Genomic DNA, 24,711 nt, shown 5'->3' with positions numbered 1-24,711 from the left:
AAACCCATTAAAGGAAAGAAAAGTGAAGATAGATAAATCATTACAATCAGTGACAACTGTCTCTGTCAGTGATGGAAAAAGACGCACTGATACTACGCTGAATCCCAACTCTGAATCAGAAAGTAATGTACATCTAAGCCCAAATATTACAAAGCTTCAAGATATTGATAGAGGCTCGATTGTCAATACAGCTCGGGTTCAGGAAATAAAACAAGCCATTAGTGAAGGAAATTTTCAGATAAATCCAGAAGTTGTTGCTGATCGACTACTTGAAACTGTTAAGGAATTAATACAATCTAAAAAAGGCACTGTTTAATGGTTGAATCTCTGCATTCAGCAAATTTTCTTTTAGCCTTAGAAACTGAAAAAAGTACACTACGCGCATTTATTGAAATTCTTAAAAAAGAAGAAAACGCTTTAATTCAAGGAATAATAGAAGAGATTGATCACCTAGCCTCAGATAAATCACATTTGGTTGAAAGACTGCTGAAACTTGACGAACATCGAAATGAACACTTTTATAATCAAGGACTTCCTCCAGGAAGAAATTGTGTAAGTACTTGGTTAAAACAACAATATCCAAATCAGCCTGAAATACAGATTGCTTGGAATGAGCTATTAGAACTGGCAAGAATAGCTCAAAAATTTAACCAGTCTAATGGTTTGGTTATTTCCGCTTACCTTCAGCACAATCAGCAGGCTTTTGCCGCTTTGCAGTGTGCAACAGGAAATATTTCTTTATATAACCCTAAAGGTCAGGCTTATTTCAGTGCTCAAACTTAGCAGCCGGTATTTCAATTACTTTATCAGTATCAGTTGATAAAATCATAATGGCAACTCGCCGGTTTCTTCTTCTACCTTCAGCTGTCTCATTGGTTTCTATCGGCCTGTTTTCACCGTAACCTATAGCAGTAAGTCGACTTGCTTCTACGCCATTCTCTATAAATAACCTGATCACACTGCTTGCACGTGCTGCTGATAACTCCCAGTTGGATGGAAAGTTTTCAGTATGAATAGGCAAATTATCGGTATGCCCTTCTACATGAATTCCGTGCTCATGTCCTTTAATAATATGAGCAACCGCCCGCAATGCTAAGCTGGAATTTTCTGCAAGCTTAGCTTGACCTGGTGAAAAAAGAACACTCGCATTAATTTCTATAGTAATTCCTATAGAGTTTTGCATAACTCTTACTTGACCGTCCTTTACTAAGGGTTCCAAAGCGTGCAAGATATTTTTAGCCATGCTTTGCATTTTTCTTTGTTGCTTTGCTTTACGAGAACTTAGCTCATCAATGAGCTTGATTGAATCAGTTTGTTTCAATTGCGGTGTGTGGGCTAGTGCAAGCTCTGAAGATTTCGCGGATATTAAGTTTGATGAATGGCCGCTTTTAAATGCACTAACCAGTGAATGGCTTAGAATGCGATACTTCCCTTCATTAACTGAAGAAACTGCATACATTACTATAAAGAATGCAAATAATAGTGTTATAAAATCTGCATACGAGACAAGCCAGCGCTCATGATTCTCGTAAGATTCATCATTTCTTCGCTTTCTTTTTTTCAACATGCCATGGTTAACAAATCATTTAATAATAACCGCATAGTGGTTAAACATAATAGCCTTTTAGCCGGTTCTCTATAAACCGCGGATTTTCACCGTTAGCAATTGCCATAAATCCATCAACCAGAATCTCTTGCATCACCACTTGTTCATTGATAATACTTTTTAGCTTATTGGCTATCGGTAAACAAACCAGATTTGCCAATCCTACTCCATATACTGTTGCAACAAAGGCGACTGCTATACCGCTTCCTAGAAGCTCAGGGTCGGTTAAATTTTCCATCACATGAATTAAACCGAGTACAGCCCCCAGTATGCCAATGGTTGGTGCATAACCTCCGGCGGCTTCCCAAATTCGAGCGGACTGACGCTGGTGCGTTTCCAAAGCTGAGATATCAATTTCCAAAACTTCGCGTAATTTCTCTGCAGCACTACCATCAGCAAGCAATTGCAAGCCTTTCTTTGTCAACGGATCTGTTACAGCTGATATGTGCGATTCTAGCGCTAACAAGCCATCTTTGCGGGCAATATGAGACCAATGAATGATTTGCTTGATTAAAGCTTGGGGCGAGTTAATAGGTGGGAAAAATATCCAAATACTCATTTTGATACCATTCAGAAAAACTTTGACTGGGCTTTGTAATAAAACTGCTCCAGTAGTGCCTCCCACCACAATTAAAAACGCTGCCACTTGAATGAGAGAACTCGCATGCCCTCCTTCAAGTATTTGTCCACCGATGATTGCAGCGAAAGCCAGCAAGATACCGATCACGCTATTTAAATCCATGTTAGATTTTTTATTCATCAAGAACCTGATCACAATGGATAATCCATAGACCGCTCTCAGGAATTTCTTAAACGGCTGCGTAAACGTGCTATTGCTTGAGTATGTAATTGGCAAACCCGCGACTCACTCACGCCAAGTACTTCACCAATTTCTCTTAAATTCATTTCCTGCTCATAATGCATTCCCATCACCTGTTTTTCGCGGGGTGGCAGATTATCAATCGCAACGATCAGCAATTTCCTGAAATTTTCATCCAATAATGCATTGAGTGGATCCCCCTCGGCATCGACTAACAGGCGATCCAAAAACGGCTCCTCATCTTCTTGCTGAAAATCTTCGTAATAAATTAACTGAGCGCCTCGCGCGTTTTGCAATATCTCATGATATTCATCAAGAGGCATATTCAACTCTTCCGCTAATTCCTGTTCACTCGGCGCACAACCATTGCGTTGTTCTAATAAATTGATTGCAGCTTCTATACGACGCATTTTTCTTCGTAAGCTCCGTGGCAGCCAATCTGCTTCGCGCAATTCATCCAGAATAGAACCACGTATACGCTGTGCCGCATAACTTTCAAATTGCCGACCGTATGAGCCTTCATAGCGATTGATCGCGTCCAGCAAACCGATCATACCGGCTTGAATAAGGTCATCGACTTGTACACTTGCCGGCAATCGCGTCATCATGTGATATGCAATGCGTTTTACTAATGGAGTAAATTCAGTAACAAACTGTTCTTTATCAATTGTTCTGGTTCCAGTCGCAGTATACATAATCAATCACACCGTTAAATTTGCCATGCTCAGATGGCTTGTTCGAATCAATCTCTGCATGAAATTATCAATTCCACCGTTATATCTGTCTGGACATGAAGAACGAAAGATGTCATGAGATAATTGCCTAAAACTAATTGCAGCTTGCGAAGTCGGAAATGCTTCAATGACAGATTTGCACAGTTGGGTAGCGCTACGTAATTTCTCATTGTTTTGTATATACCCAATAAGCTCAAGTGTTACGGAAAGATATTGGCGCGCTACTTTGTGTAAGTTCTGGTAAATAGCAAGCGATTCTGCCTCTGAATCCACTTTATTCACCAGAATGAGAAAATGCTGCTTTGCATATTCCTGGCTCATAATCTTAATCAGCGCATAAGCGCCAGTCAGAGAAGCAGCTGAACCTGAAATCATGACCACGACTTGTTCTGAAGCCAAGCTTAAAGGCAGGACATGCGTAGTGCCGGCCATGGCAGTATCGATTAGCACAATATCAACAGATTTAGTCAACTCTGAGAAACTCTTGATAAGCCAATCCTGTTCAAGTGGATTCAGCTTGCTTAATGCATGAATGCCACGCATCGCAGATAATATAGTGATGTTTTCCGGCCCTCGCAGGAGAACCTGGTGCAATTTTTTATCCCTGTTGATCAAGTGAAGCAGATCAAAACGTGCTTGCAGCCCTAAATGAGTACAGATATTGTTATGGCACGGGTTTTCATCGATCAGTAGCACACGCCGGCCGTTCTGAGCCAATGCCACAGCAAGATTTATCACCACGCTGGTTTTACCGATCCGTGTTGTTCCGCCGGCAATGGTGAAAATACGTGCTGAATCATGAGCTTGAAATGACATTAAATGACGCAAACCCGCAGCTTGATCTTGCACAATCATTCTAGTCATAGTTGAACCCTGCGAATGATTTCTCATCCGAGCGAGAAGACTCTGCATTGTTCTTACTGGCCATGATCAATGCAAACTCTGCATCCTGCAAAGTGAATGCAGAATCTCCCGGAGGTGATTTAAAAATACGATGTAACAAATATCGAGGATTAGCCGCATGAATATCTTCTGGAACCTTTTGCCCGTTAGCTACATAATGCAGAGGTATTTTTTTGCGGATAACGGCATCCAGCGTGACGCCCAAACTTGCCGATTCATCAACTTTAGTAATAATGCACCCCCAAATACCATTTTTTTGATAAGCAGAAATCACTTCATCCAGCGTTCTACCATTGGATGCGGCACTCAGTATGAGCATGCGTTTTACATCTGCGCCACAGTTACTCAACATAGCGATCTGCTCGGCAACCATCTGATCACGCTGGCTCATGCCAACGGTATCAATCAGCACCAAGTGCTTGTTTTTCAGTTCTGACAATGTGAGCTGCAAGTCTTCTGTATCTTTGATATTACGAACCGGAATGCCTAATAACTGCCCATAGATCCTGAGTTGTTCATGACCACCGATACGGTAACTATCCGTTGTGAGCAACGCCACTTTGTCTGCACCATGCCGAATGACGCCCCGAGCTGCTAATTTTGCAGTGGTAGTAGTTTTTCCAACACCAGTCGGGCCAATCAGCGCATAAACCCCGCCTTTTTCTACCATTTCATCACTGGCTGCAGTATGCAGATTAAAAGCCAGAGCTGACACTGCCTGCTTCAAGCTCTGCTCATAATCGAAATCAGCTGTTAGTTTATCCACAAGACGACGGGACAACAGCGGACTAAAACCAGCATCCAACATAGCGCGAAGTATTTTTACTTTCTCCGGTTTACGCTGTGCAAAGCTTCCCCATACGACAGTCGCTAACTGATCTTCCAGCGTGCTTCTCATGGCTTGTATCTCGGCAATAATGTCATGCGCCAATGACGCAGGCATAACCTCATGGGATGTCTTCTGGGTTTCTGCTGATGCATTGGTTAAAGACAGCTTCAAATGCGGTTCTGCCGCACGCAGGTCTTTATTTTGTTCATACTGAGGAGTATCAGGCACTGCGGATGGCGTTGGCACTTCTTGCACGAGACTTGACATCTCAGAGTCTGCGAGCGCCATGATCTCTATGCCATTTTTCGTTTTTCTGTTTGAAAGTATTACCGCATCGGCGCCAAGTTCTTCCTTAACCTGACGCAATGCCTCTTTGGACGTAGAAGCAATATATCTTTTCACTTTCATCTGCTACCCCCAATAACGGAAGTGATTTTGATTCTTCTTGAATCTGGAATTTCGGAGTGAGAAAGCACTCTCAACTGTGGCAAGGCACGACGCAAAAATTTGGCCAGTAAGAAACGAATAGTGCCAGGTACCAGTAATACGATCGGCAATCCCAATTTCTCTTGATGTTGTGCTGCAGTGCGGGCTTCTTTTAGCAATGTATCAGCAAGTCCCGGTTCAATTCCGGCTCCCACCTGTGCGCCGCCTGTCTGCATAACCTGGGTCAGTATTTTTTCTAACTCATGATGCAAACTCATCACCTGTAACTCGGTACCGGCGGGAAAGTATTGCTCTAAGATGGTACGGCCTAAAGCATTTCTGACTATCGCAGTCAGTTCAGTAGCATCCTGTATTTGTACTGCATGCTCGGTCAGCACCTCGATAATGGTGTGCATATCACGGATATGCACACTCTCTTCGAGTAAGTTTTGTAAAACTTTTTGTACCGTTGACAAAGGCAATAGTTTAGGCACCAAATCTTCAATCAGTTTTGGAAATTGTGTGCTCAGATGATCCAGAAGTTTTTGCAGCTCTTGCCTGCCTAATAATTCAGCCGCATGTGAATGAATCAAATGGTTAAGATGCGTCGTTACCACGGTACTGGCATCCACAACCGTATAGCCATTAATTTGTGCCTGTTCTCGCAAGGCGGTCTCAATCCACACGGCTGGCAATCCAAAAGCTGGATCACTGGTTACGGTACCTGGTAATTGCATCGTGACCCGTCCAGGATTGATGGCCAGATACATACCTGAATAAGATTCTCCCTGACCGATTACTGAACCTTTCAAGGCAATACGATAGGCATTGGGCCGCAGCTCAAGGTTATCGCGAATATGCACAATCGGTGGCAGAAAGCCGATTTCCTGCGCAAATTTCCTTCGTATGCCATTAATCCTTTTTAACAAATCTCCCTGTTGGGCTTTATCAACCAGCGGAATCAACCGATAGCCAACTTCCAGACCTAAGGTATCAATGGGCGTGACATCGTCCCAGCTGGCTTCCACTTTCTCTACGATAGGGATTGGCGGTGCAATCGATTCAGGAGATTGTGTATTTGTGCTTTTTTGTTTTATATAAGCGATTGCACCTAAAATAGAAGCGATCAGCAGAAACACAAAATTAGGCATGCCAGGAATTAACCCCATGACACCCAGAATGCTGGCGGTTATTACCAAAATTTGAGGCTGGTTGAATAATTGACTTAAAACTTGCTCGCCGAGATCCTCATCGGTAGTGACGCGGCTCACAACCAGACCAGCAGCGGTTGAAATAACCAGGGCTGGAATTTGGCCTACTAGGCCATCACCAATCGTCAATAACGTATAATTTCTGGCTGCTGCGCCCAATTCCAAATCATGCTGCAATACGCCGACAATTAACCCACCGATAATGGTAATGAGCATAATCAACACGCCTGCGATGGCATCACCGCGCACAAACTTGCTGGCACCATCCATTGAACCGTAAAAATCGGCTTCTTGAGAAATAACCGCTCTGCGCTTACGCGCTTCATCCTCTCCGATCAATCCGGCATTCAGGTCCGCATCAATGGCCATTTGTTTGCCTGGCATGGCGTCCAAGGTAAAACGTGCGCTGACCTCTGCAATGCGTCCCGCACCTTTGGTAATTACTACGAAATTGATGACCACCAGAATAATAAACACTACCAAGCCAACAGCATAATTGCCGCCCACCAGAAAATGTCCAAAAGCTTCAATTACCTTGCCGGCTGCATCAGGACCCGTATGTCCCTGCAGCAGTACCACCCGGGTTGAAGCGATATTGAGTGATAATCGCAGTAACGTAGTAATGAGCAGTATTGTTGGAAAAACTGCAAAATCAAGGGGTTTTTTTGTATAAAGACTCACCATCAACACGATAATGGATACCGCAATATTAAAGGTGAATAAAAGATCCAGTATGAATGGCGGCAAAGGCAACACCATCATGGCCAGGATCATGATAATTAATATCGGACCGGCAAGTGTCTTGAGATTATTCGCATCAATTAAAGATGATAATGTGATTGCATTATTCATATTTGCTCATCAAACTGCATGTCGGGGTTGATCCAAACCATCAGGAACCGGTACATCAACCGGCAGTTTAGGCGGCGCATTACCGCCATATTCGTGATAGCGTCTAAGTTGAAATACATAAGCCAATACTTCAGCTACTGCGGCATACAGTTTTTCAGGTATTTCACTTTCCAATTCAGCGTGATAATACAAAGCCCGTGCCAGTGGCGGCGCTTCAAGAATCGGCACACGATGCTCTTCAGCTACTTCACGGATGCGCGCAGCTAATAAATGCACACCTTTTGCAATTACCTTGGGCGCGCGCATGGTTTCACTTTTATACTTCAGTGCCACTGCATAATGCGTCGGGTTAGTCACAATAACGTCTGCTTTAGGGATCTCCGCCATCATACGACGGCGTGCTGCTTCACGTTGAAGGCCACGAATACGGGCTTTAACAAATGGATCACCCTCATCTTCTTTATGTTCTTTGCGAATTTCTTCCTTGGTCATTCGCAATTGCTTCGCATGCTCCCAAATCTGAAATGGCACATCAATCACCACAATCAATATCATTGCACCGATAATCAACAGAAAGCTTATTGCCAGGTACTCGCCGGTGCGACTAATTCCGGAATCAACGGGAAGTGTCAATAACGCCATGACTTCTTCTTTGTTGTGCCAAATCATCAGCGCTGCAACGCCACCAATGACAATGGTTTTTGCGATTGCTTTTCCAAGTTCAACCAGGCTACGCACAGAAAATATTCTGCTGAAGCCTGTAATCGGATTGATACGGTCAAACTTGGGTATCAACGCTTTTGCACTGATCATCCAGCCGCTTAAAAGCATCGGTGCAAAAAATGCCACGATGATCAGCAAAAAAAGTAATGGTGCAATTGCAATTAATCCCTCAAAGGCAAGCTCATAGAAACGGTTAAGCATCAGATCAGGCTGGAATGCTAAATCCCGCTCCATTTGCATGCCTGCTCGCATGATTTTCAGGAGCTTATCCATCAGACCGGCACCCAAAAACAATAATCCGGCTGCGGCTGCCATCAGTAAGGCAAAAGTAGTCAATTCTTGAGAACGCGCAACCTGGCCTTCTCCCCTTGCTTTTTCCAGGCGCTTCGGCGTTGCCGGCTCTGTACGTTCTAAATCACTTTCTTCAGCCATGACACACTCCAAATTCTTACAAATGAATTATCATGGCGGCTGTTGCGATTCAATAATGAGAACAAAGAAGGAATCATCCCCTTTATTTATGCAATACTGTCAATAACACAATATTTAATATTTTTTCAATGGGTTATGGAATAACAAAGCCATTCAGTGCCGCTTACCTAACCCTCGGTATTTTTTAATGATTAGTCAATTATCGATTCAATGAGGATATGCAGTTTACTTTACGTTTTACCCGCTACTTCCTGATAACAAGCTTGTCAATCATCTGCTTATCCGTTATCGCTGCAGGATTCCTGCTGCGCGGCAGCTTACCGCAATATGGCGGGGAAGCAGCTCTGCCCGGATTATCTGCTCCGGTGTTGATCGATAGAGATGCACTGGGCAGTGTTACCTTTACCGGTCAGGATCGCTTGGATCTGGCCATGGCCATGGGTTATATCCACGCGCAAGAGCGTTTTTTTGAGATGGATCTCATGCGCAGACAAGCTGCGGGTGAACTGGCAGAATTATTTGGCGCCAGCGCAGTTACACACGACCGGAAAATACGCCAATTTCGCATGCGTACCCGTGCGATAACAGCACTCCAGCAACTTCCCGATGCACAGCAGCAGTTGCTTGATGCTTACCGGATTGGCGTCAATCGAGGCATGCAATCACTGAGTGTGCGCCCTTTTCCTTATTTGTTGACACAAACCCAGCCGGCTGCATGGCGCAATGAAGACAGTATTCTGGTGATATATGCAATGTTTTTCACCCTGAATGAATCGAATATTTACCGTGAATTAAAGCTTTCCAGCATGCGGGCAGCGCTACCCGATTCGGTGTATCAGTTTCTGACAATGCATGCGGGGAAATGGGATGCCCCCCTCATTGATGAACCCCTGCCATTACCAGAACTACCCTCAATCACTGCAATTAATCTGCAAGCGTTAGATGAACATTTATTCAAAGACGATCATTTAATCCTCGAACAAATGCCGGGAAGCAACAGCTTTGCGGTTTCTGGCGCATTAGCCGATGGCGCTGCGCTAGTCGCCAATGATATGCATTTGGCGCTACGGGTACCCAATTTATGGTTCCGATCCCGCCTCATTTACCCTTCAACCACCTCTCCTGGACAATCGCACGATATCACAGGTATCAGCTTGCCAGGCGTTCCTTCGATGGTCATCGGTTCAAATCGTCGTATCGCCTGGAGCTTTACCAACAGTTACGGCGACTTTGCCGACTGGGTGCGTCTAAAAATCGATGAAAACGATCACACACGCTATCTCAGCATCTCAGGCTGGAAGCCAATCAACACAATTCAAGAAACGATTCATGTTCGTAGTGCGCCGGATGAGATTCTTAATATTTTTGAAACCGAATGGGGGCCGATCCTGTCGCAGGATCATGACCAGATACCGCTGGCGCTAACCTGGACAGCACTCCTGCCCGAAGCCGTTAATCTAAAGCTGAATGAACTGGAACAGGCACAAACAGCTGAGCAAGCAGTAAAAATTGCGCAACTGGCAGGCATGCCAGTGCAGAATTTTATCGTCGGTGATCGCGATGGCAACATTAGCTGGACTCTCGCAGGGCGTATCCCTACCCGCTCCGGCAACTACAATCCGCAAACACCCGCCGATTGGAGTTCTCCGGATACCGGCTGGAATGGTTGGCTGGATGCCGAACAATACCCATTGATCAGCAATCCGGCTTCACAACGGCTGTGGTCTGCTAATTCGCGCACTGTCTCGGGTAATCTGCTTGAGCTCTTGGGCGATGGCGGCTATGACTTGGGGGCAAGAGCTACTCAAATTCGCGACAGCTTATTCGCACGCGACCAATTCACTGCGAAGGACATGCAAGCCATCCAGTTAGATTACCGTGCAGTGTTATTAACACCTTGGCACCAATTGCTGAAAACCACGCTGGAATTGGTTGACAGCGATCTGCCATGGGTGGTTGCAATGAAAGAAGCGTTAACAGACTGGAACGGGCATGCGGCCACGGATTCTGTCGCTTATCGCGTTGTGCGCACGTATCGCTATGAAGTGATTAAAACCGTCTTAAATGGGTTCGCTGCCCAGGTGAGAAAATATGATCCTGATTTTAAACTGCCCAGATTAAGCCAAGCAGAGTTGATTGTATGGCAATTAATCGAACAGCAACCCCAACATCTACTGCCGGTACTCTATAAGGACTGGAAAAACCTGCTATTTGCTTGTGCCCAGAATATTGCGGAGCAGCTACAGCGCAACGGCAGCATTACCGAACAGAGTTGGGGGGAGTACAATGCTGCACGGATCAGGCACCCGCTCAGCCCAAAACTTCCTCTTGGAATTGCGCAATGGCTCGATATGCCGGGCGACCCATTGCCGGGTGATCATCATATGCCGCGGGTTCAGTCGCCTGATTTTGGCGCCTCGCAACGCTCAGTCGTTGCCCCTGGCAAAGAAGAAGAAGGTTATCTGGATATGCCAGGCGGACAAAGTGGGCATCCGCTGTCACCTTATTACGGCAGCGGGCATGACAACTGGGTCAATGGAAAGCCTACGCCTTTTCTTCCCGGGCCCTCTGAAAGACAGTTGAGGCTTATTCCAATCAATTAACCTCAGGAATATTGGCAGTATTAGTGTAGTCTTGAAATATTTTCAGAAATTTACAAAATAATGTCTAACCGCAACGATTAGTTTTCAAAAAGTAACTATATTCCTTTATGATATCAACATTGAAGCTAACACGACGCCCTGGTATTCCTTTTTCCTGAATTAACCTCCATGCCTTTTAGCCCGATTATTCTATGGACCGATGCACTGATCTATTTGTTTATCGGAGTTGTCTTATGTTTTATTGGGTACGTTCGTCATCACGAGCACTTACTGACGCCATGGAAACGTGTTGGGCATAGCGTCAGCGGTATGTCAGCACTTACCGTTCTGCTGTTTTTTCTAATCATTGGCTTACTCGATACCATCCATTTTCGTCCTGCTCTAGATCATAAGACCAGTCAAGGTGAGAAGGTCTACAGCGTTGAAGTGCTGAGCCTGCTCGATATTCTGGTCACCCCGCTGCGCACTCAGGTAGAAAAAACCTATTCAGCACCGCTGTCATCGCATCTCTATGCAAAGGAAACGATTGAGCTTGCAGATGGCAGGCAAATACGAGATTTTGCGCGGCTTGAATTTGGCGGCGCGCATTTACAAAATCCTGAGATGGAGCGCATGAATGATATTGCGTGGCGCACTGCAAAGGGCTTGGCATACGGCTTGTTAGTTTGGAGCCTACTGACTGCTGGTTTGGTGATCATTCTTGCACGCCGCAACCAGCAGAACTTTATGCAAAGCCTGACAGGTATCTGGCGCCGTACCGGCGAAATTCCATGGCACGCTATATTAATCACATTGCTCATTCTATCGCTACTGATCGGCTGCGTGTCTATGCTGGCCACACATTACCATGTTCTAGGTACTGACAAGGTCGGACAGGATATTTTGTATCAATCGCTCAAAAGCATACGTGTAGCTCTGGTAATTGGTACCTTAACCACCCTGATCATGCTGCCTTTCGCATTGCTTTTGGGCATGATGGCGGGTTATTTCAGGGGCTGGGTGGATGATGTGATTCAGTATATCTACACCACACTGAATTCCATTCCCAGTGTTTTGCTGATTGCCGCCGCAGTATTGATGATGCAGGTATATATTGAAACGCACCCTGATTTATTCGAGACCATTGCCTCTCGCGCAGATTTACGCCTGCTGTTTCTTTGCATCATTCTCGGCATTACCAGTTGGACTGGTCTATGCCGCTTACTGCGTGGTGAAACCATGAAATTGCGTGAATTGGAATATATCCAGGCAGCGCATGCATTTGGCGTTTCGCATTGGCGTATTATCAGCCGTCACATTTTACCGAATGTGATGCATCTGGTTTTAATAGCAACGGTGATGGATTTCAGCGGCCTCGTTCTGGCAGAAGCTGTCTTATCGTATGTCGGCGTAGGTGTCGATCCATCCATGATCAGTTTCGGTACCATGATTAACGCGGCACGCCTGGAGATGGCGCGCGAACCGATGGTCTGGTGGGCTCTGCTGGCGGCATTTGGCTTTATGTTTACCTTGGTATTGAGCGCTAATTTATTCGCAGATGCAGTACAGAATGCGCTCGATCCTCGTACCCGGACACTAAAACAAAGAAACAAATTCTTCCAGCGCCGTGGGAACAAAACGGATACTCCGCTGAACAAAGCCTCCTGAAACAATAGCGCCGTCAGAATCTTCGCTCATTCATGAAAACATTATTGACCATCGAACATCTTGAAACCCTGCTGCACACGGGCAGCGCGCCAGTGCGCGCTGTTGACGGATTAACCCTTAAGATTCTACCTGGTGAAACCTTTGCCCTACTAGGCGAGTCAGGATGCGGCAAGTCGATGACTGCACTATCGATTATGCGATTATTACCCGATGTCGGCGAGATTGTGGCAGGCCAAATCAGAATCAACGGGATTGACTTGCTGCAATTACCTGAAACCGAAATGCGCAAAATTCGCGGCAAGCGCATCAGCATGATTTTTCAGGAACCAATGCTGAGTCTGAATCCGGTGCTGACCATTGCCGAGCAGATTGAAGAAGCGTTGAAGCAGCATTTAAATCTGCCCCATCAAGCGATGCAAGCGCGCATTCAGGAATTACTGCAACAAGTGGGCATACCGGATGCACCACGGCGCATGCATGAATATCCGTTTCAGTTTTCCGGCGGTATGAAACAGCGCGCCATGATCGCCATGGCGCTTGCCGGCGAGCCCGAATTGCTCATTGCGGATGAGCCCACAACCGCCCTGGATGTTACTATCCAGGCACAGGTGCTGGATCTGATGCGGCAACTTCAGCAACGCAATCACATGGCAATTTTGCTGATTACGCATGATCTGGGTGTAGTATCCGAAATGGCGCAACGCATCGCGGTCATGTATGCGGGAGAAATTGTAGAACTGGCAACCCGCGATGATTTCTTTAACCACCCGGCTCACCCTTATTCACAGCAGTTATTCGCCTCCCTGCCTGGTAAACAAAAACGCGACCAGGCGTTAACTGTGATTCAGGGTAATGTGCCGTCATTGGCGCAGCAGTTCACCGGTTGCCGTTTTGTCGATCGCTGCACTCAGGCAATGGAGTTATGCCGTCAATCCATACCCCAATGGTATTCTGTTACCGACGAGCACCAGGTCCGCTGCCATTTATTTAGCAAAGACTCAGTTAACGATACTCCCGTAGCAAAAAATTCTACCCGGCATGCTGTAAATACCGTTCAGCCAGTCCCCGCTACGACTGCACCCATCTTATTACAGGTAACTGATCTTAAAGTGTACTTTCCGATTCACGAAGGATTGTTCAAACGGGTAGTCGGTCATGTTAAAGCAGTCGATGGTGTGTCGCTGACAATTACTGCAGGCAAAACCTTGGCGTTAGTCGGTGAATCAGGCTGCGGCAAGACAACGATCGGTAAGAGTATTTTGCAGTTAATCAAACCCACTGCCGGTAGCGTGCGCTTCAAAGAGCGTGAGCTGATAGCACTGGAAAGAAGTCAATTGCGGCAGATTCGCTCGCAATTTCAGATTATCTTTCAAGATCCCTACTCTTCACTCAATCCGCGCATGCGAATAATTGAAATCCTTCAGGAAGGCATGAATGCCCTGAATGTCGACAGAATACACCCCGTGGGTAGCAGCAGTTTGCCCTCCACTGATTCGAGAGAGAAAGAAATTGATACATTATTGCAGCGAGTTGGTTTGCCAGCTGATGTAAAATGGCGCTTTCCACATGAATTTTCTGGTGGCCAGCGACAACGCATTGCAATTGCCCGTGCGTTAGCTGTTAATCCCGAGCTGTTGATTTGTGATGAACCGACCAGCGCTTTGGATGTATCCGTTCAGGCGCAAATCCTGAATCTGCTCAAATCGCTGCAAACCAACTTGGGGCTTGCATTTTTGTTTATTACTCACAATATCGCTGTTGTAGAATACTTGGCTGATGAAGTTGCTGTCATGTATCTGGGACGAATTGTTGAACGTGGAAATATTAATGAAGTGATGGATAGTCCTAAGCACCCTTATACTCAGGCACTGCTGTCATCTGTTCCGCAAATCAAATCGAATCTTGACCAGCACATCATTCCTCTGAAGGGCGACTTGCCGTCACCGGCCGCGCCGCCTCGAGGCTGCCATTTTCATCCACGTTGTCCTTATGCGATGCCTATTTGCCGTGAGGTTTATCCATCAGCCAGCACATTCAGTGCAACGCATACGGCCCATTGTTTTCTTTATCCACAGGAACAGAGTTCTGAAAGTTATGAGCATTAATCACGAAGTGGCGCGTCGCCGCACTTTTGCCATTATTTCACACCCGGATGCGGGTAAAACGACATTGACCGAGAAGCTGCTGATGTATGCCGGCGCCATCCATATCGCTGGCAGTGTCAAAGCCCGCAAAGCCAGCCGGCACGCTACCTCTGACTGGATGGAAATTGAAAAGCAACGCGGCATCTCGGTCGCGAGTTCAGTGATGCAAATGGAATACCGCAATTGCGTCATTAATTTGCTTGATACCCCTGGTCACCAGGATTTCTCGGAAGATACCTATCGCGTGCTTACCGCGGTCGATGCGGCATTGATGGTCATCGATGCCGCCAATGGTGTGGAAGCACAAACAGTACGCTTGCTGGAAGTCTGCCGTGCACGCAACACGCCAATTGTCACTTTTGTCAATAAAATGGACCGCGAAGTACGCGAACCACTGGACCTGATTGATGAGATTGAGCGAACGCTCGGAATGGCCACAATCCCCTTCACCTGGCCTGTCGGCATGGGGAAAAATTTCCATGGCGTATGCGATTTGCAGAATAACTGTATGCGCATATTTCGACCCGGGTCTGATCGTGCTCACGAAGACGATGAGGTGATCGCGCATTTTGATGACGCGCAGATTCATCAGCGTTGCGGTACTGATCTGTCTACGGCGTTGCAGGAAATTGACTTGATTAAAGGCGCCTCCCCGGCTTTTGATCACAAGGAATTCCTTGCTGGCAAACAAACCCCGGTTTTCTTTGGTTCAGCAATCAATAATTTTGGCGTCAGAGAAATTCTGGATGCCCTGGTTGATCTGGCACCACCGCCCGAATCACGTAACGCTATTCAACGCGAAGTCTTGCCGAGCGAGAAAAAGTTCTCCGGCATGGTATTTAAAATTCAGGCCAACATGAATCTGGCTCATCGCGACCGCATTGCATTCGTGCGAGTTTGTTCCGGCCATTTCAAACGCGGCATGAATTTGAAAATTGCGCGTAATGGCAAAGATATCCGCACCAGCACGGTGGTGTCATTCTTATCGCAGCGCCGCGATATTCTTGAGGAAGCTTATCCCGGCGACATTATCGGCATACCCAATCATGGCACGTTGCAATTGGGTGACACCTTAACTGAAGGCGAAGTCTTGCAATTTACCGGATTGCCGTTTTTTGCACCGGAAATTTTCCGCACCGTGGAAATCGCCGATCCGCTACGCAGCAAACAACTAAAACTAGGGTTAGCGCAGCTGGGCGAAGAAGGCGCCATTCAGGTATTCCGGCCGCATTTGGGTAATGTGCTGTTACTCGGCGCCGTCGGCACTTTACAGTTTGAAGTGGTAACTCATCGCCTGCAGCATGAATACGGGGTAACTGCCCGGATTGCGTCAGCTAAATATCAGTTGGCACGCTGGATTACTTCTGATGATCCGCGCGAATTGCAGCGCTTTATTGAAGCCAATGCCCATCGCATTGCCTATGATGCGGTTGATGCGCCGACTTTCCTGGCATCTTTCGGTGCTGAACTGAGCGTTGCCGCAGAAAATTGGCCCGCCATTCATTTTCATAAGTTGCGTGAACATGCTGGCCTGGTTTTTCAAAGCCATATGAATGGGCAACATGCATAAGGACAAAGCGTGATGAAATGGCCGTGGCTTTTGCTTGCATTGTTTTTTTTACCCTCATTCGCATGGGCCAATGATTTGGCCAATGCAACTGCCAGCACATCAACTCAATTCGTTGTGATGGGCGATATGCCCTATACTGATACGGAATATGCGCTGTTAGAGCCTGATGGCGCAATCGCTGCTGCCATCAAAGCACTCAATCCTCCAGTATTGATTCACCTGGGTGACTTCAAAAAGGCCCGGCTAAGCTGCGGCGATGAATTATATAAAGACCATTACCGGCAGATCGCTTATCTCAATCCGCATAAAACAGTGTACACACCGGGTGATAATGAGTGGACCGACTGCGATCGATTCAATACGTCAGTACGGCATAACGAACTGGAACGGCTCGATTATTTACGCCAGCTTTTCTTTCACCAGGATGAGCATCAGCTAAGCAAAGATATCCCAGGCCTTGTCCGGCAGGAAAATTTTATTGAAAACGCCCGCTGGCAAATCAACCAGGTTGTTTTCGCCACATTACACATCGTTGGCACGAATAATGGCAGAAAGGAAATTCTTCGCAGCGATATTCGGCATGCACTGGATGCGGCGGATAATCGCGACCAGTTTAATAAGAAATGGCTGCAGCAACTCTTTGAAGCAGCAGAATATGCACAGGCGGTAGTAATTGCCTTGCATGCAGATATATTTGACTTCGATTACAGCAAACCTGCTTGCTCTGCTGACAACCGGACTGACTGCGATGGCTACCGGATAATACGTGATTTGATCAAAAATAAAGCCGCTCAATTCAAGAAACCGGTTCTGGTGATTCACGGTGACTCTCCAGCGTATTGCTTGCATCAGCCTTCTCCCATCATTCCTAATCTTTGGCGGCTCAATGCGCCCGGGGATTACAAATACATTGACGCAAGCCAGGTTCTGTTTGATCCGCAAAATAAAGACACACCCTTCACAATAACCAGCTTGCTCGACCAGACACCAGCACCGACAGTCTGTAACTACAATTTGCTCAGTTCCTCCAGCTATTCTCCCCTCTGACATGGAGATTCCTTATCATGATTTTCAGCATGACCGGCTATGCAACCGCAACGCAGGAAACGCCCTATGGATCATTCAGCCTAGAGTTACGTTCTGTCAATAACCGTTATCTGGATATCCAGTTTCGGTTGCCGGATGATTTCCGCAAGCAGGAATTTGCAATGCGCGAATTGCTAACAACGCAGCTCGGTCGTGGCAAAGTCGAATGTCGCCTCAACTTCTCCCCATCAACAAATATTGAAAATGCTCAGCAATTGGATAGCACTTTATTGGAACAGCTGCTGCAACTGGATCAAACCATTAAAACACGGTATCCCGCAGCACAATCATTAACCGTTGCAGATATACTGAAATGGCCCGGCATACTGGGAGGAGACAATTTACCCATGGATGAGCTGGATGAGATCAGCATCCGGTTACTGCAAACGGTACTTGAAGACTTGAAAGCTTCACGTATCCGCGAAGGTGACAAACTGAAATCCATACTGCTGGAACGCATCCATCAAATGCGCCATCTGCTGCAAACCGCAACTCCCCGCATTCCTACACTCATCGCCGCCTTTGAGGAAAAACTGCGCACCCGCATCGAAGAAATCCTCGGTAATCTGGAAGACGACCGTATCCGTCAGGAAATCACATTATTTGCCGGAAAGATTGACGTCGACGAAGAGCTATCCCGTCTGCAAGCACATCTGGATGAAGTCGAACGTATTTTGAACAAGGGTGGCGCCGTCGGCAAACGGCTGGATTTCATGATGCAGGAATTAAACCGCGAAGCCAACACCATCGGCTCAAAATCGGTGGATCTGGAAATCTCCCGGATTTCGATGGAACTCAAGGTGATTATCGAACAGATGCGTGAGCAGGTGCAGAATATTGAGTGATGAAATATGAATCGATATATTATCGAAGAAGTAATGAGATATCCGAAAATATACAGAAGGATACGATTCTTAACGTTAATGCATCACATCGTTTTGATGACATAATTTTAAGTGGAGAATTATAAATGAGCTCCGTAATTAATGCGGCTGAATGAAAAAAAACTTTGGAAGCTTTTATTACTGCGCCAATTTTTTTGACAGAATCGTGTCAAAATCTGCCTGCTCACCGAGTGATGCTATTACTGCATTTCATATTGCATCGCTTCTGTTGAAGAAATTTGACGCACTTCAAGAGAAAAATCCGTTGGTGACATTATCCTTTGCAACCGATTCCCTCCGCGTATATTATCGTGGGCAGTTGCAGTTTCATATTCAACCAAGAAAGTATAGAACAATCATTTGGATACCAGGAGGTTACAGTAGGAATCTTTCTCAAGAAATTCAAAAACATCCACATCTCTTTCCCGTTGAAGGTGAACACATTTCCTGGGTACTCAACGAAGAGGGAGTAGATTGGCTCATGAAATATCTACGTTCCAATTGGCAACCATCAACTGTCGAATCAAAGGAATCTATTGCACATTCCAGACATATACCGGGCGAAGTCAGGCAAGCCATTCTTACGGAATTCCTTACTTCAGGCCGTTGGTGCTCGGGAGTAGCAGGAATTACTAAGCGACATAAAGTAAGTGAAACTATGCGTATTGAGTTCGATCACATCTTGCCGCATTCAGTTGGCGGCTCAAATGGCTATTGGAATATTCAAATTCTTTGTTCCGACTGTAACCAAGTAAAGAGAGCTACTGCGACATAAACCTCTCAATCCATCATTCTACCGAATCAGCGCGAAAAACTGGGTAGGTAATTTCAAGTGTTGACCCCGAATTGGTAGCGGCTCTGCACAAGCCAGCTTGTGCAAAATGGCAAGAGTCCTATTAATGATACAACGATGAACCTCGGCGATACTTTTAACCCACCCTACAATGATTTTGCCAGCACATTCACTGCGGGCGTATATACTAACCTCAAATCATGCGCCACCGCCTCATGCGTCAATCGCCCGCAGTGCACATTCAAGCCATTGCGCAAATACGGATCATCCATCAGCGCCTTTTGGTAACCTTTATTGGCAAGCGCCAGGACAAACGGCAGCGTGGCATTATTCAATGCAAAAGTAGAGGTACGCGCGACAGCGCCGGGCATGTTGGAAACACAGTAATGTACTACACCATCCAAGGTAAAAATGGGATCGGCAAGCGTTGTGGGCTTGGATGTCGCAAAGCAGCCGCCTTGGTCAATCGCGACATCGACCAGTACGGCTCCGCGATTCATGCGACTGACGAGTTCACGACTGACCAGCCTGGGAGTGGCCGCTCCGGGAACCAATACCGCACCGATGACCAGATCCGCTGTTGTGACATACTCTTCCAGTGCATCCACCGTCGAGAAAACAGTATTAATCCTTGATTCGTATTGAAAATCCAATTGCTGTAGGCGATGAATGGATTTATCCAGCACAGTCACATGCGCTTCCATACCCATTGCCACGCGCGCGGCGTTGGTGCCGACTACGCCGCCGCCGATGACTACGACGCGTGCGGAAGGCACTCCAGATACACCGCCTAGCAACATACCGCGACCGCCCTGATCCAGTTCCAGTGCATGGGCGCCAGCCTGAATAGACATGCGGCCGGCCACTTCACTCATCGGGGCGAGTAAGGGTAACCCGCCGTAGCGATCAGTCACCGTTTCATAGGCAATGGCAATGCAGCCGGAATCCATTAACCCCTTGGCCTGCACAGGATCAGGTGCTAAGTGTAAATAAGTAAATAAAACTTGTCCTTCACGCAGTAAGGGAATCTCGACTGGTTGCGGTTCTTTAACCTTGACGATCAAATCGGCTTTGGCGTAAATCTCCTGCGGTGTGTCAATAATTTCCGCACCGGCACTTCGATATTTGTCATCATTGAGGTCAATCTGGAATCCGGCGTTTTTTTGCACCATCACGTGATGGCCATGCTCGACCAGTTCGCGTACCGCCACTGGCGTCAGTCCTACACGGGATTCATGAATCTTAATTTCCTTGGGCACGCCGATCCGCATCTGATTCTGCCTTTCTATCCGTTAAATAATTCCGCCATTCACGCCAATATTCTGCCCGGTCACCCAGCGCGCTTCATCACTGACCAGGAATAACACAACCTGGGCGATATCATCGGCTGTTCCAATCCTTCCCAAGGCAGCCATGGCAGCCATGCGCTCAATATCTGCTGCGGTTTTGCCTGCGCGAAACAGTTCCGTATCAACCGGACCGGGCGAAACAATATTGGCAGTGATGTTTCTTCTCCCCATTTCGCGGGCAAAAATTCGCGTCAATTGTTCCGCGGCAGCCTTGGTTGCCGCATAAGCGCCGTATCTGGGCAGCATGAGGCGCGTAACGGTACTGGAAATATTCACCACGCGTCCATGATCTGCAAGCTTTGTCGCCGCTTCACGCAACGTATAAAAAACACTCTTGAAATTCACGTCGACAATGCGATCGAATTCATCATCCTGAATTTCCGCTATTTCTTTAAACAGAAGGATTCCAGCATTATTCACGAGGATATCAATCTGTTTAAAATGCTCAGAAGCTGTTTCAAATAGTTTTCGAACTCCAGTGGGATCGCTCACATCGGCCTGCACGGTCATACACTCACCGCCAGCATCAGCTATCGCGGCGTGAACTTTGTCAGCTGCGGCCTTATTATTTACGTAATTAACGACTATTTTTGCCCCGGCTTGGGCTAGCGTGAGCGCAATCTCCGCACCGATGCCTCGCGAGGATCCGGTAACAATCGCTGTTTTTCCTTGCAAAGGTTGCATTGTCACAATCCGCGCTGCACGGAGATGCACAGATATGGGTTATTCAGATACGCCATGGCTTTTAAGTAATCTTACAATATTCGGATAATTCCTTTTTTCTGCCCAATTGAGCGCGTTATCACCATGTTCATTTTTAATATGGGGATCTGCACCACTGTTGAGCAACAATGAAACCGCATCAAAATGATTGCCTCTGACCGCCATCATCAACGCAGTGGTTCCGTTGTCTGAAGTCGAGTTAATATTTGCTTCCGCGGTCAGGAGGAGTCGGATAGTGTCTGAATGACCGCCTGAAGCGGCATAAAGCAGAGGATTCCATCCGCTATGGTTGATTTCTGCGCCCTTGACATAGAGCTGCCTGACTATTTCAGTCTGGCCGTGGTAGCTGGCCAGCATAATCGCTGTCTCACCGTATTTGTTGCGGATATTCAGATCCGCACCCGCCTCGATCAGCAATTGCGCCAGCTCTAAATGACTGGTCCGAGCAGCCATCATAAGTGGTGTGTAACCTTCGGTGTTAAGAATGTCCGGGTTGGCGCCTTTCTTAAGCAGTTTGGATACTTGTGATACTTGACCTTTGTCGATGGCCCGGAAAAAATCATCTTGAACACCGGCAAGAACATTGAATGGTAATAAAAAAAGAATGGTACCAATTAAAACCGGCAAAAATCGCGAATTAGCTGATGTGTCATCCATTTCTGTTTACTTTAAAACAGTCAAAAAAATTATTCGTGGTCGCAATTGCAATTTCCTCCAACTCTACCGCCCGTAAACGCGCAATTTCTTCCGCCACATGACGCACGAATGCCGGCTGATTTTGTTTGCCGCGAAACGGCACTGGGGCAAGATAGGGTGAATCTGTTTCAATCAACATCCTATCCAATGGGATGTTCCTGGCGACTTCTTTTAAAGCCGCCGCATTCTTGAATGTCACAATACCCGAAAACGAAATGTAAAAATTCATTGCCATTGCCTGCTGCGCAACCTCCCAGCTTTCAGTAAAGCAATGCATTACGCCGCCCACTTGATCAGCCCCCTCCTCCTGCATAATCCGCAATGTATCAACAGCGGCTGAGCGTGTGTGGATAATCAGGGGTTTATTAATTTTTCGTGCTGCGCGAATGTGCTGGCGAAAGCGTTCACGTTGCCATTCCAGATCGCCTTGCAGGCGAAAATAATCCAGACCCGTTTCGCCAATCGCGATCACCTTGGGATGATGTGCCAACTCAGCCAATTCAGCAGCCTGCGGTTCTATCTCATCTTCATAATCTGGATGAACCCCAACAGAAGCAAATATGTTTTCATGTGCTTCCGCCAGCGCCCGTACCCGAGGAAAATGAGGCAAATCAACGCTGACACACAATGCATGTGTTACCTGATTTTTCTGCATGTTCAGCAGCAGCTCATCCAGGTCTTTTGCAAGATCAGGGAAATCCAGATGACAATGTGAGTCAATAAACATATGAATAAAAAACTTTTAAAAAAGTTATAATGCCCCACGCACTGCATCGGCCCAGCAGTTCGGTGTTTCAAACAAACGCACTTGCTCGAGTTGAAGATGATTACCGTAGATATCCTGATAGGCTTCATCTAAAATGCCAAAAGCAATGACAGCCAGATTTTCTGCTGTGGGTTGAACATCCAATACGACGGTTTTGTGGCCTTCGATGGATTGTAAAAATTGCAATACCACGGTATCGCCTGAATAAACCAGAAATGCATGATCCCATTCATCAACCAGTACCGATTTGGCAATCCGTTTCACTTCGGAGAAATCCATGACCATGCCTTGCTCAGCAACGCCTTCGTCAGAGATAATATTACCAGATAGTGTAATTTCGATCACATAACGATGTCCATGCAAATGACGGCACTGACTGTTATGCGTGGAAATGCGGTGGCCGGCATCAAATTCCAGCTTGCGTGTGATTAACATACGTAAAAATTTAATAATGCGAAATAAACAGGTGAAATTGTAACATTGCAAGACCCTTCCAAACGATTGAATACGACTGACCACAGTCGTGACAGCGCTGGACTCACGTATGTGTATCCGGTGATCTCACGCCGTGCCGGCGGTGTCTCCATCGGTATTAATCTGAATCCCAATAATGCCTGCAATTGGCGCTGCGTTTATTGTCAGGTGCCAGATCTTAAACGAGGTACCGCACCTCGTGTTGACTTAAATAAACTGGAGCTTGAATTGCGTTCTTTTCTGCATGAGTTGATAGATGGCGATTTCATGCAACGGTATGTGCCACCTGAAGCAAGAAAAATTCACGATATCGCTTTGTCTGGCAATGGTGAACCCACCAGCGCCAAAGAATTCGAGCAGGTCATCGAACTGATTGGTCACATAAAAAAAGATTTTGATGCGCTCAAAGACCTGAAACTGGTACTGATTACGAATGGAAGCCTGATTTATCGGCCATCAGTACAAACCGGATTAAAACGGATGGCGCAGTTGAATGGAGAAGTCTGGTTCAAATTTGACCGTGCCTTGGCTGAAGAAAGGCAGCGCATCAATAATACCAAAATCAGTTTAAAAACAATTCACCACCACCTGCAGATTGTTACATCGCTTTGCCCTACATGGCTACAAACCTGCGTATTCCAAATCAATGGGGAACCACCCAGTGAATCAGAAACCGATGCTTATCTTGAATTTATTAAGCGTTTAAGAGAGGAAGAATTGCCACTTCAAGGAGTTTTACTATACGGCATCGCACGCCCCTCGTTACAGCCCGAAGCACCGCAACTCACTCCAGTCAGCGAGTCATGGTTAACTGCGTATGGTGAAAAAATTAAAGCGCTCGGGTTAGCTGTCAGGCTTAATCCGTAGCTATTTTAATTAAGTCATTGCCTGTACAAAGTAAATAAAAAACTCCCTGTAACCAATTTACAACAAAGTTTATTTTTTGATATTTATCAATACCCGCTTCTTAGATAACTGATATTCAATATATTTAATTACAGTGCATTATGAGATTTAAATTAACTCAAGATTATTACTGACAGAGGTATTAATTCTAAGTTTTTAGATCAATTGTTATCACATATAATAGCGGCCTGAATCGTCTAGGAAAAACAATGCCATCTCATTTAAAAAAGTGACTTGCAAGAAAATAAGCTGCAAGCCTTCTTCACATAGTATTACTCTAGAAAATTAATGTTAACTTTCTTACAACAGGAGTTCCGTAATGAATCCATTCAGCATTTTTCATTTTTCAGCAAGGCGTTATGCTGAATTAAAAGTGCATTTGGTAAAAAGTTTACAGCAATGGCTACTTAAGTTCTGTTTATGCTGTACAGGAATGATATGTCTGATTTTTCAGGCGCATGCAGCAAATCCATCTCCAGCAAGTACGAATACCCCAGCACCAGCTACAACAACAGCTCCTGCTGCAACTGCTGC

General features: G+C 46.1%; 22 protein-coding genes and 1 pseudogene. 11 read left to right on the top strand and 12 right to left on the bottom strand.

Annotated features, from left to right (window positions below; all coding sequences use genetic code 11):
• Positions 1-22: 22 nt before the first annotated feature.
• Entirely contained in the window at positions 23-316 is a 294-nt protein-coding gene (gene flgM / locus BM021_RS07035) for a flagellar biosynthesis anti-sigma factor FlgM (protein WP_090720294.1), read from the top strand.
• Entirely contained in the window at positions 316-783 is a 468-nt protein-coding gene (locus tag BM021_RS07030) for a flagella synthesis protein FlgN (RefSeq protein WP_090720292.1), read from the top strand. Before flgM ends, BM021_RS07030 begins: the two co-directional genes overlap by 1 nt.
• Here the strand turns inward: BM021_RS07030 and motD are convergent.
• From motD to flhB, 7 genes are read right to left on the bottom strand one after another with little or no spacing between them, the layout of a single operon-like run.
• Positions 767-1,567 carry a flagellar motor protein MotD gene (motD, locus tag BM021_RS07025; protein WP_090720290.1) on the bottom strand — a complete coding sequence of 267 codons (801 nt, stop codon included), beginning with the start codon at positions 1,565-1,567 and terminating at the stop codon, positions 767-769. The two genes, BM021_RS07030 and motD, sit on opposite strands and share 17 nt — an antisense overlap.
• Before the next feature lie 40 nt (positions 1,568-1,607).
• Entirely contained in the window at positions 1,608-2,366 is a 759-nt protein-coding gene (locus BM021_RS07020) for a flagellar motor protein (protein ID WP_256207821.1), read from the bottom strand.
• A gap of 38 nt (positions 2,367-2,404) precedes the next feature.
• On the bottom strand, positions 2,405-3,121 hold the full coding sequence (locus tag BM021_RS07015) for an RNA polymerase sigma factor FliA (RefSeq protein ID WP_090720288.1): 717 nt from the start codon (positions 3,119-3,121) through the stop codon (positions 2,405-2,407).
• A 6-nt stretch (positions 3,122-3,127) separates the two neighbouring features.
• Positions 3,128-4,024: a MinD/ParA family ATP-binding protein gene (locus BM021_RS07010; RefSeq protein ID WP_090720286.1), complete on the bottom strand. Its 897-nt coding sequence runs from the start codon at positions 4,022-4,024 to the stop codon at positions 3,128-3,130.
• Complete coding sequence (gene flhF, locus BM021_RS07005; RefSeq protein ID WP_090720284.1) at positions 4,017-5,300, bottom strand: flagellar biosynthesis GTPase FlhF; 1,284 nt, start codon at positions 5,298-5,300, stop codon at positions 4,017-4,019. The genes BM021_RS07010 and flhF overlap by 8 nt, the downstream gene beginning before the upstream one ends.
• Positions 5,297-7,381, bottom strand: coding sequence for a flagellar biosynthesis protein FlhA (flhA, locus tag BM021_RS07000; RefSeq protein WP_090720282.1), 2,085 nt, complete (start codon positions 7,379-7,381; stop codon positions 5,297-5,299). Before flhA ends, flhF begins: the two co-directional genes overlap by 4 nt.
• 9 nt (positions 7,382-7,390) lie before the next feature.
• On the bottom strand, positions 7,391-8,536 hold the full coding sequence (gene flhB, locus BM021_RS06995) for a flagellar biosynthesis protein FlhB (RefSeq protein ID WP_090720280.1): 1,146 nt from the start codon (positions 8,534-8,536) through the stop codon (positions 7,391-7,393).
• A gap of 218 nt (positions 8,537-8,754) precedes the next feature.
• On the opposite strand from flhB, the gene BM021_RS06990 reads away from it, so the two are divergent.
• From BM021_RS06990 to BM021_RS06960, 7 genes are all read left to right on the top strand, one after another.
• Entirely contained in the window at positions 8,755-11,139 is a 2,385-nt protein-coding gene (locus BM021_RS06990) for a penicillin acylase family protein (RefSeq protein ID WP_090720278.1), read from the top strand.
• Positions 11,140-11,307: 168 nt separating this feature from the next.
• Entirely contained in the window at positions 11,308-12,786 is a 1,479-nt protein-coding gene (locus BM021_RS06985) for an ABC transporter permease (protein WP_090720276.1), read from the top strand.
• A 32-nt stretch (positions 12,787-12,818) separates the two neighbouring features.
• Entirely contained in the window at positions 12,819-14,891 is a 2,073-nt protein-coding gene (locus BM021_RS06980; protein WP_090720274.1) for an ABC transporter ATP-binding protein, read from the top strand.
• A complete protein-coding gene (locus BM021_RS06975) occupies positions 14,881-16,500 on the top strand; it encodes a peptide chain release factor 3 (protein ID WP_090720272.1) in 1,620 nt (539 codons plus the stop codon). The genes BM021_RS06980 and BM021_RS06975 overlap by 11 nt, the downstream gene beginning before the upstream one ends.
• Positions 16,501-16,512: 12 nt before the next feature.
• Positions 16,513-17,547, top strand: a complete 1,035-nt coding sequence (locus BM021_RS06970; protein WP_090720270.1) for a metallophosphoesterase — start codon at positions 16,513-16,515, stop codon at positions 17,545-17,547.
• A gap of 17 nt (positions 17,548-17,564) precedes the next feature.
• Positions 17,565-18,431 carry a YicC/YloC family endoribonuclease gene (locus BM021_RS06965; protein ID WP_090720268.1) on the top strand — a complete coding sequence of 289 codons (867 nt, stop codon included), beginning with the start codon at positions 17,565-17,567 and terminating at the stop codon, positions 18,429-18,431.
• A gap of 151 nt (positions 18,432-18,582) precedes the next feature.
• Positions 18,583-19,245 carry an HNH endonuclease gene (locus tag BM021_RS06960; protein WP_090720266.1) on the top strand — a complete coding sequence of 221 codons (663 nt, stop codon included), beginning with the start codon at positions 18,583-18,585 and terminating at the stop codon, positions 19,243-19,245.
• Positions 19,246-19,409: 164 nt separating this feature from the next.
• On the opposite strand, the gene ald is transcribed toward BM021_RS06960, so the two are convergent.
• Genes ald through queD form a run of 5 tightly spaced genes read right to left on the bottom strand, consistent with a single transcriptional unit; the run spans position 19,410 to position 23,232 of the window.
• The gene (ald, locus tag BM021_RS06955; RefSeq protein WP_090720264.1) at positions 19,410-20,534 is read right to left on the bottom strand and encodes an alanine dehydrogenase; all 1,125 of its coding nucleotides are present in this window, start codon (positions 20,532-20,534) and stop codon (positions 19,410-19,412) included.
• A gap of 21 nt (positions 20,535-20,555) precedes the next feature.
• Positions 20,556-21,296 carry an SDR family oxidoreductase gene (locus tag BM021_RS06950; RefSeq protein ID WP_090720262.1) on the bottom strand — a complete coding sequence of 247 codons (741 nt, stop codon included), beginning with the start codon at positions 21,294-21,296 and terminating at the stop codon, positions 20,556-20,558.
• Between the two features lie 39 nt (positions 21,297-21,335).
• Positions 21,336-21,992 (bottom strand): ankyrin repeat domain-containing protein, encoded by a 657-nt coding sequence (locus BM021_RS06945; RefSeq protein WP_090720260.1) that lies wholly within the window; start codon positions 21,990-21,992, stop codon positions 21,336-21,338.
• On the bottom strand, positions 21,985-22,758 hold the full coding sequence (locus BM021_RS06940; RefSeq protein WP_090720258.1) for a TatD family hydrolase: 774 nt from the start codon (positions 22,756-22,758) through the stop codon (positions 21,985-21,987). Before BM021_RS06940 ends, BM021_RS06945 begins: the two co-directional genes overlap by 8 nt.
• Before the next feature lie 24 nt (positions 22,759-22,782).
• Positions 22,783-23,232 (bottom strand): 6-carboxytetrahydropterin synthase QueD, encoded by a 450-nt coding sequence (queD, locus tag BM021_RS06935; RefSeq protein WP_090720344.1) that lies wholly within the window; start codon positions 23,230-23,232, stop codon positions 22,783-22,785.
• Between the two features lie 45 nt (positions 23,233-23,277).
• On the opposite strand from queD, the gene BM021_RS06930 reads away from it, so the two are divergent.
• Both BM021_RS06930 and BM021_RS06925 read left to right on the top strand, forming a co-directional pair.
• Complete coding sequence (locus BM021_RS06930) at positions 23,278-24,138, top strand: radical SAM protein (RefSeq protein WP_090720256.1); 861 nt, start codon at positions 23,278-23,280, stop codon at positions 24,136-24,138.
• A 358-nt stretch (positions 24,139-24,496) separates the two neighbouring features.
• A pseudogene (locus BM021_RS06925) lies at positions 24,497-24,711 on the top strand (alginate export family protein); the annotation flags it as partial.

It is taken from the genome of Nitrosomonas sp. Nm166 (genome assembly GCF_900112825.1).
GTDB lineage: Bacteria > Pseudomonadota > Gammaproteobacteria > Burkholderiales > Nitrosomonadaceae > Nitrosomonas.
Note: the sequence above shows the minus strand (reverse complement) of the source record. Positions and strands in the feature narration are given on the sequence as shown.